At 66.4% G+C, this 9,714-nt stretch carries 1 protein-coding gene; it reads left to right on the top strand.

Going from position 1 to position 9,714, the window contains the following annotated elements; all coding sequences use genetic code 11:
* Nucleotides 1–3: 3 nt before the first annotated feature.
* Nucleotides 4–9,714 carry a non-ribosomal peptide synthetase gene (locus NJ69_RS09010; protein ID WP_052192075.1) on the top strand — a complete coding sequence of 3,237 codons (9,711 nt, stop codon included), beginning with the start codon at nucleotides 4–6 and terminating at the stop codon, nucleotides 9,712–9,714.

The raw sequence follows: 9,714 nt of genomic DNA, 5'->3' as shown, positions 1-9,714 counted from the left end.
AAAGTGCAAGAGCTGCTCGACTCCGTGAAGTCGCTGTCCACCAAGGAGCGCAAGGCGTTGGCTGCCTTGCTCAAGCGACAGGGTGTCAATCTCTACGGGGTCACCCCGATCTTCAGGAGGGAACCTGCAGACGGGACAGCGCTCTCCTACGCCCAGCAGCGCCAATGGTTCCTCTGGCAACTCGACCCGCACAGCGCCGCCTACAACATCCCGGCGGCGCTGCGTTTGAACGGCCAGTTGGACAGCGCGGCGTTGCAGCGCAGTTTCGACCAGTTGCTGGCACGCCATGAGACCCTGCGCACCACCTTCGCCCAGGACGGTGACGAGGCGGTGCAGATCGTCCATGCGAGCCTGCCCATGGAGGTGGCGGTCGAGTCGTTGTCGCTGAGCGACCCTGGCGAACGCGAGGCGGCCATCAAGGCGCGGGTCGAGGCGCACATGCAGCAGCCGTTCGACCTGGAGCGCGGCCCGCTGCTGCGGGTGCGTCTGCTGGCACTGGGCGCCGATGAGCATGTATTGATGCTGTGTGTGCACCACATCATCTGCGATGGTTGGTCGATGCCGATCCTGATCGACGAGCTCATCCGCCTGTACCAGGCCGAGTGCCAGGGTGTGCCGGCGGCGCTGGCGGCGTTGCCGATCCAGTACGCCGACTACGCCCTGTGGCAACGCGACTGGATGCAGGCTGGCGAGCAGGAACGTCAGTTGGGTTACTGGCGCGAGCGTCTGGCGGGTGAGCAGCCGGTGCTGGAATTGCCCACCGATCATCCGCGTCCGCTGGTGCAGAGTTTGCGCGGCGCACGCCTGCCCATCGCCTTCGAGGCGTCGCTGGCCCAGGCGCTCAAGGACCTGGCCCGGCAGCAGGGCGTGACCCTGTTCATGTTGCTTCTGGCCTCGTTCCAGACCGTGCTGCACCGCTACAGCGGTCAGGGCGAGATCCGCGTCGGGGTGCCGGTGGCCAACCGCAGCCGCGCCGAGACCCAGGGCCTGATCGGCTTCTTCGTCAACACCCAGGTGCTCGATGCCCGCTTCACGCCGACCCTGACCTTCAACGACCTGCTGCAACAGGTGCGCCAGACCGCCTTGCAGGCCCAGGCGCACCAGGATCTGCCGTTCGAGCAACTGGTCGAAGCCTTGCAGCCGGAGCGCAGCCTGAGCCACAACCCGCTGTTCCAGGTGATGTTCAACCACCAGGCCGCCCAGCGCGGCGCCGCCCGGCAATTGCCGGGCTTGAGCGTGCAAGGGCTGGAGTGGGACAGCTACACCGCGCAACTCGACCTGAGCCTGGACACCTACGAAAGCGACGACGGCCTCACGGCGGCCATGACCTACGCCTGCGACCTGTTCGAGCGCAGCAGCATCGAGCGCCTGGCGGGTCACTGGCAGGCCCTGCTGCGCGAGATCGTCCGTCAACCGAGACAACTGATCGGCGAGTTGGCCCTGATGAATGCCGCACAGGTGCAGCAGCTCAAGGACCAGGGTGCCCATCGTGTCGACTTCAGCGACCAGCGCTGCGTGCACGAACTGATCGCGGCGCGTGCGGCCCAGACGCCGCACGCTGTTGCGCTGGACTGTGAGGGTAAGTCGCTGACCTACCAGGCCCTCAACCGTCGCGCCAACCGTATCGCCCATCGCCTGCGCGCACTGGGCGTTGGCCCGGACGTGGCGGTCGGCATCGCCATCGAGCGCAGCCTGGACATGGTGGTGGGCGTGCTGGCGGTGCTCAAGGCCGGGGGCACCTATGTGCCGCTGGACCCGGAATATCCCGCCGAGCGCTTGAGCTACATGATGCAAGACAGTGGCCTGCACCTGCTGCTGACCCAGGCCCCGGTGCTGGCCCGGCTGAGCGTGCCCGAGCAGGTGCGCAGCCTGTGCCTGGACCAGGGCGACGACTGGCTGCAAGGCTGCAGCGAGGACGATCCGCAGAACCTGACGGAGCCTGCGAACCTGGCCTACATCATGTACACCTCCGGCTCCACCGGTCGTCCCAAGGGTGTCGGTATCAGCGCCGCGGCGCTGACTGAGCATGCCCTGGGCTTCGCCGCGTTCTGCCAACTGAGCGATGCAGACCGCGTGCTGCAGTTCTCCACGTTCAACTTCGATGCCTTCGTCGAGCAGTTGTACCCCTCGCTGATCGTCGGCGCGCGCATCCTGCTGCGCGGCCCGACGCTGTGGGACAGCGAGACCTGGTATCGCCAGGTGCTGGAGCATGGCATCACCTTCAGCGATCTGCCGACGGCCTACTGGTACATGCTGGCCAAGGATTTTGCCGTCAAGGGCCCGCGCGCCTATGGCGCGCTGCGTCGCGTGCACATGGGCGGCGAGGCGATGGCCGCCGATGGTGTGCCGGCGTGGCGCGCGGCGGGCCTGGCTCATGTCGAGCTGATCAACACCTACGGCCCGACCGAGGCGACGGTGACCATCACCAGCCAGGACTGCACCGCCTATGTCACTGAACAGGTGCCGCTGCCTAGCCAGATTCCGATCGGCAAGGCCCTGGCCGGGCGCAGCATCTACCTGGTCGATGCTGCGGGCAACCTGGCCCTGCCGGGCGCCATCGGCGAACTGCTGGTCGGCGGCGAACTGCTCGCGCGCGGGTATCACCAGCGTCCTGGGCTCAGTGCCGAACGCTTCATTCCCGACCCGTTCGGCGACCGGGCAGGCGGGCGCCTGTACCGCACCGGCGATCTGGCGCGCTACAACGCCGACGGCGTCATCGAATTCGCCGGCCGGGTCGATCATCAGGTCAAGATCCGCGGTTTCCGTATCGAACTGGGTGAGATCGACGCCAAGCTGCGCGAACACCCGGGCATTCGCGAAGTGCTGGTGGTGGATATCGACGGTCCGGCCGGTAAACAGCTGGCGGCCTACCTGGTGCCGAGCGCGCCGCTGCAGCCGGAGCTGCGCGGCGACCTGCTACGCCATCTGAAGGCCAGCCTGCCGGACTACATGGTGCCTGCGCACCTGATCTTCCTCGACGCCTTGCCGCAGACGCCCAACGGCAAGCTCGACCGCAAGGCCCTGCCCAAGCCCGACAGCAGCCAGGTGCAGGCTGACTACCAGGCCCCGCGCAGTGTGCTGGAACAGCGTCTGGCCGAGATCTGGGCCGAGGTACTGAAGGTCGAGCGCGTGGGCCTGGGCGATAACTTCTTCGAGCTGGGTGGGCATTCGCTGCTGGCCACCCAAGTCACTGCGCGTATCCGTCAGCGCCTGAATTTGGAAGTGTCGCTGCGCAGCCTGTTCGAGGCTGCCGACCTGCAGGCCTTCGCCGAGCGCGCCGAGCAGGGCACGGGCCTGCAGGCGCCGGCATTCACTCACGTCGACCGCAGCCAGCCGCTGGCGCTGTCCTATGCCCAGCAGCGCCAATGGTTCCTCTGGCAATTGCAGCCGGACAGCGCGGCTTACAACATCCCATCGGCCTTGCGGCTCAATGGCGCGCTGGACATGCAGGCGCTGCGCCGCAGCTTCAGCGCGCTGATCGCCCGCCACGAGACCCTGCGCACCACCTTCCACGAGCACGCCGATCAAACCTGGCAGCGTATTCATGCGCCGAGTGAATTCGACCTGCCGGTCGAGGCCGTCACTGAAGCCGCCGTGCTGGCACGGGTGGCGGAGGAGGTCGCGCAGCCCTTCGACCTGGAGCAAGGGCCGCTGCTGCGGGCGCGTCTGCTGCGCCTGGAGGAAGACGCGCATGTGTTGGTGCTGACCCTGCACCACAGCGTGGCCGACGGTTGGTCGATGCCGATCATGGTCGATGAGGTGGTGCGCCTGTACGCCGGCTTCTGCCAGGGGCAGGCGTGCGTATTGCCGCCCTTGGCGTTCCAGTACGCCGACTACGCGGCGTGGCAGCGCAACTGGATGGAAGGCGGCGAGCAGGTCCGGCAGTTGGCCTACTGGCGCCAGCAACTGGGCGAGGAGCAACCGCTGCTGGAGCTGCCGCTGGACCGCCCGCGCGGCCAGGTGCAGGACCCGGCCGGCGCGCGCCTGAACGTCAACCTCCCGCCGGCGTTGGCGCAGGCCTTGAAAGCCACGGCGCGCCAGCATGGCGTGACCCTGTTCATGGTGTTGTTGGCCTCGTTCCAGACCCTGTTGCACCGGGTGTCCGGGCAGCGCGATATTCGTGTCGGGGTGCCGATCGCCAACCGTACGCGTGCCGAAACCGAGGGCCTGATCGGCTTCTTCGTCAACACCCAGGTGCTCAAGGCCGAATTCTCGCCCCAGTTGACCGTCGCCGATCTGCTGCAGCAGGTCCGGCACACGGCCTTGCAGGCCCAGGCCCATCAGGACCTGCCGTTCGAGCAGTTGGTCGAGGCGTTGCAGCCGGAGCGCAGCCTGAGCCATAACCCGCTGTTCCAGGTGCTGTTCAACCACCAGAGCTACGGCGACGACCTGATTCGCGAGGTGGCGGGCCTGAGTGTCGAGGCGCTGGAGTGGGGCAGCCAGACCAGCCAGTTCGACTTGACGCTGGATACCGTCGAGCACGCCCAAGGCCTCGACGCTACGCTGACGTATGCCACGGCGCTGTTCGACCGTAGCAGCGTCGAGCGCCTGGCCCGGCAGTGGCGCAACCTGCTGCAGGCCCTCTGCGACGATGCGGCGCAGCGCGTGGCGCAGTTGCCGCTGCTTGACGACGCCGAGCGCGTACAGCTGCTCGCTGAGTGTGGCGCTAGCGCGCAGTATCCGCGTGAGTCGTGCCTGCCCGCGCTGATCGAAGCGCAGGTGGCGCGGGCACCGCAGGCCATTGCGCTGACGTTTGCCGAGCAGTCGCTGAGCTACGACGGCTTGAACCGCCGTGCGAACCGCTTGGCGCACAAGCTGCGCGAGCAGGGCGTGGGGCCGGATGTGCTGGTGGGCCTGGCGGTGGAGCGCGGGATCGAGATGATCGTCGGGTTGCTGGCGATCCTCAAGGCGGGCGGGGCGTATGTGCCATTGGACCCGGAATACCCGCAGGATCGCTTGAGCTACATGATTGAAGACAGCGGTATTGCGCTACTGGTGACTCAACAGCACCTGCTGACCGATCTGCCCGCGCCGGCTTCGGTGCGTAGCCTTGTGCTTGAAGCCGATCTTGATGGCTACAGCGATGAAAATCCTGAGCACCTGACTCAGCCGGATAACCTGGCGTATGTGATCTATACCTCCGGTTCGACTGGCAAACCAAAGGGCACCTTGCTCCCGCATCACAACGTATTGCGCTTGTTCAAGGCGACCGAGAACTGGTTCTCCTTTGACCAGAATGATGTCTGGACCCTGTTCCACTCGTACGCCTTCGATTTCTCGGTCTGGGAAATTTTCGGTGCGCTGCTGCACGGTGGGCGTCTGGTGATCGTGCCGCGTGAGGTGACGCGCTCTCCTGAAGACTTCCACCAGTTACTGGTCGAGCAGGGCGTCACGGTGCTGAACCAGACGCCGTCGGCATTCAAGCCGCTGATGCGTGTCGCGTGTGAAAGTGCTTCCGACCTGGTCCTGCGTTCCGTCATCTTCGGTGGCGAAGCTTTGGACGTGCCTGCTTTGCAACCTTGGTTCGAGCGTTTCGGCGAAGACTGCGACAACCTGGTCAATATGTACGGCATCACCGAAACCACGGTGCACGTGACTTATCGCCCGATTCGTTTCGAGGACACGCAACAGAGCAGCAGCCCCATCGGCGCTGCGATTCCTGACTTGTCGATGTACGTGCTGGACGCCGATTTCAACCCCGTGGCCCCAGGTTGCAGCGGCGAGTTGCATGTGGGTCACGCGGGCTTGGCGCGCGGTTACCACAATCGTCCTTCGCTCACCGCCGAACGCTTCGTACCGGATCCGTTCTCAAACGAGGGCGGTCGTCTGTACCGCACCGGCGACCTGGCCCGTTACCGCAGCCAGGCAGTGATCGAATACGTCGGCCGCATCGACCACCAAGTGAAGATTCGCGGTTTCCGCATCGAGCTGGGTGAAATCGAAGCCCGCCTGCATGCCCACGAGGCGGTGCGCGAAGTGCTGGTGCTGGACATCGACGGGGCCGGGGGCAAGCAGCTCGCGGCCTATCTGATCCCGCAGGAGGCGCAGGTCGATCACGGCCAACTGCGTGACGCGCTCAAGCAACACCTCAAATCGCAACTGCCTGACTACATGGTCCCGACCCATTTCCTGGTGCTGAACGCCTGGCCGCTCACCGCCAACGGCAAACTGGACCGCAAGGCCCTGCCCAAGCCAGACGCCAGCCAATTGCAAAAAGGCTACGTCGCCCCGCTCACGCCGCTGGAACAGCAACTGGCCGCGATCTGGAGCGAAGTGCTCAACGTCGAGCAAGTGGGTCTGCACGACAACTTCTTCGAATTGGGCGGTCATTCGCTGTTGGCCACGCAAGTGACCTCACGCATCCGCCAGCGCCTGAACCTGGAAGTACCGCTGCGGGCCTTGTTCGAATCTGCGGATCTGGCGACCTTCGCCCAGGCCGCCGCCGAGGGCAGCGCCAGTCAGGCACCAGCACTGATCCCGGTAGATCGCAGTCAGCCCCTGGTGCTGTCCTACGCACAGCAACGCCAGTGGTTCCTCTGGCAACTGGAGCCCGACAGCGCGGCCTATCACATCCCGGCTGCGCTGCACCTGCGCGGTCGGCTGAACGCCGAATGGTTGCGCCAGGCCTTCGAGGCGCTAATCGCCCGGCATGAGACCCTGCGCACCACGTTCCATGCCGAAGGCGAGCAGACGCTGCAGCGCATCCATTGCCCTGCGACCTTCACGCTGGTCATGGAAACCCTGGAAGACACCTCGCTGCACGCCGTGCGCGAGCAGGTAGCCCGTGAGGTGCGCCGGCCATTCGACCTGGCGCGCGGTCCGCTGCTGCGCGTGCGCCTGCTGCGCCTGGCCGAGGACGAGCACGTGCTGGTGCTGACCCTGCACCATATCGTCGCCGACGGCTGGTCGATGCCGATCCTGGTGGACGAAGTGGTCGGTCGCTACCTGGCGCTCGGCCAAGGTCAACCGACCGAATTACCGGTCTTGCCAGTGCAATACGCCGACTACGCCGCCTGGCAGCGTCAGTGGATGCAGGCTGGCGAACAGGCGCGTCAGTTGCAGTACTGGCTGGCGCACCTGGGCCAGGAACACTACGTGCTGCACCTGCCCACCGACCGCTCGCGGCCCAGCGTTCAAAGCCATGCCGGGCGCAGCCTGGCGGTCAGCGTGCCGCCTGCCCTGGCCAGTGCCCTCAAGGCCCAGGCCCGCGAACAGGGCGTGACCCTGTTCATGCTGCTGCTGGCCTCGTTCCAGAGCCTGCTGCACCGCGTCTCCGGTCAGGACGACATCCGGGTCGGCGTGCCGGTGGCCAACCGCACCCGCGCCGAAACCGAAGGCCTGATCGGCTTCTTCGTCAACACCCAGGTGCTCAAGGCGCAGTTCACCCCGCACACCACCTTCAGCGCGCTGCTGCAGCAGGTGCGCGAAACCGCCGTTCAGGCCCAGGCGCACCAGGACTTGCCGTTCGAGCACCTGGTCGAAGCCTTGCAGCCTGAGCGCAGCCTGAGCCACAACCCGCTGTTCCAGGTGATGTTCAACCATCAGACCCACGCGGCAGCGCCGGTGCGTCAGGTGCCGGGCCTGGTGATCGAAGGCCTGGCCTGGGACGAGGTCACCGCCCATGTCGATCTGTCGCTGGACACCTTCGATAGCGAGGACGGTCTCGGTGCCACCCTGACCTATGCCAGTGACCTGTTCGAGACCGCGACGGTCGAGCGTCTGGCGGGCCACTGGCTGAGCCTGCTGAATGCGGTGTGCATACAACCGTCCCAGCGCATTCTCGAGCTGCCGCTGCTGGAGACGCCGCAGCGTCGGCAGATCCTCGAACAGTGGAGTCAGCACGCACTGCAGGGCGCCGACCCGCGCCCGGTGCAGTACCTGATCGAGGACCAGGCCCGACGCACCCCCGAGGCCATCGCGCTGAGCTGCGAAGGTGCGCATCTGAGCTATCGAGCCCTGGACGTGCGAGCCAACCAACTGGCCCATCGCCTGCGCGCGCTAGGCGTTGGTCCCGAAGTGCGGGTGGGCATCGCCTTGCCCCGCAGCCTGGACATGGTGGTCGGCCTGTTGGCGGTGTTGAAGGCAGGCGGCGCCTACGTGCCGTTGGACCCGGACTACCCGCAGGCGCGGCTGGCGCACATGATCGAAGACAGCGGCATCGTTCTGCTGCTGTGCCACGCCGACGCGCTGCAACTGCAGCAGTTGCCGGCCCAGGTGCAGAGCCTGTGCCTGGACCGCGAGTCGTTGCAGCCGCTGCCCGAGCACGCGCCGACGCCGCTCGGTGGCCCGGACAACCTGGCCTACATCATGTACACCTCCGGCTCCACTGGCCGGCCCAAGGGGGTGGCCATCAGCGCCTCGGCCTTGAGCCTGCATGCCCAGGTGGCCCGCGACTTCTGCGAGCTGCAAGCGAGCGACTGCGTGCTGCAGTTCTCCACCTTCAACTTCGATGCCTTCGTCGAGCAGCTGTACCCCGCGCTGATCCGTGGCGCCCGCGTGCTGCTGCGTGGCCCCGACCTCTGGGACAGCGAAACCTTCTATCGCCAGGTACTGGCCGAGGGCGTGACCTTCGCCGACCTGCCGACGGCCTACTGGTACCTGCTGGCCAAGGACTTCGCCGCGCGCGGTCCGCGTGACTACGGCGCACTGCGGCGGATTCACATGGGCGGCGAGGCGATGGCCGCCGAGGGTGTGCTGGCCTGGCAGCAGGCCGGGCTCGCGCACGTGCGCCTGGTCAACACCTATGGTCCGACCGAGGCCACGGTCAGCGTCACGAGCCACGATTGCAGCGCCTACGTCAGCGGCCAGCAATCGCTGCCGGGGCAGATCCCGATCGGCACACCGCTGGCCGGGCGCGCCATTCATCTGGTGGATGGCGGGCTGGACCTGGCCTTGCCCGACGCATTGGGCGAGCTGCTGGTGGGCGGCGAACTGCTCGCCCGTGGCTACCATGGCCGCCCTGGGCAGACTGCCGAGCGCTTCATTCCCGACCCGTTCTCGACCACCCCAGGCGCACGGCTGTACCGCACCGGCGATCTGGCCCGCTATCGCGGCGAGCAGGGTGTACTGGAGTACGCCGGGCGCATCGACCATCAGGTGAAGATCCGCGGCTTCCGCATCGAGCTGGGCGAAATCGAGGCGCGGCTGCGCGAACACCCGGCAGTACGTGACGTGCTGGTGCTGGACATTCCCGCAGCGACCGGCCGGCAGCTCGCCGCCTACCTGGTCGCCGAGGCCTGGCAAAACGGCGACGAGGCACTGCGCAGCGAGTTGCGCACGCACCTGGCCGCCAGCCTGCCGGACTACATGGTGCCGCAGCACCTGCTGGTGCTCGAGCGCATGCCGCAACTGCCCAACGGCAAGCTGGACCGCTCGGCCTTGCCGCTCCCGGACACCGAGCAGGCGCAGACGGCCTACGTGGCCCCGGTCAGCGAGCTGGAGCAGCAATTGGCGGCGTTGTGGGCCGAGGTGCTGAAGGTCGAGCGGGTGGGCCTGAATCATGACTTCTTCGAGCTGGGCGGGCACTCGTTGCTGGCGGCACAGCTGATTTCCAAGATCAACACGGGCCTGGGCATCGACGTTGCCCTGCGCCTGCTTTTCGAGAAACCGCAATTGAACGAGTTTGCTGCGGCCTGTGCCGCCACTGGCCTGTCGCTGAGCGAGGATGGTCTGTCCGATATCGAACGCATGATGAACGAAATGGCGGGTGTCTGA

It is taken from the genome of Pseudomonas parafulva, assembly GCF_000800255.1.
Taxonomy (GTDB): domain Bacteria; phylum Pseudomonadota; class Gammaproteobacteria; order Pseudomonadales; family Pseudomonadaceae; genus Aquipseudomonas; species Aquipseudomonas boreofloridensis.
This window is presented reverse-complemented; position numbering and strand designations above follow the sequence as displayed.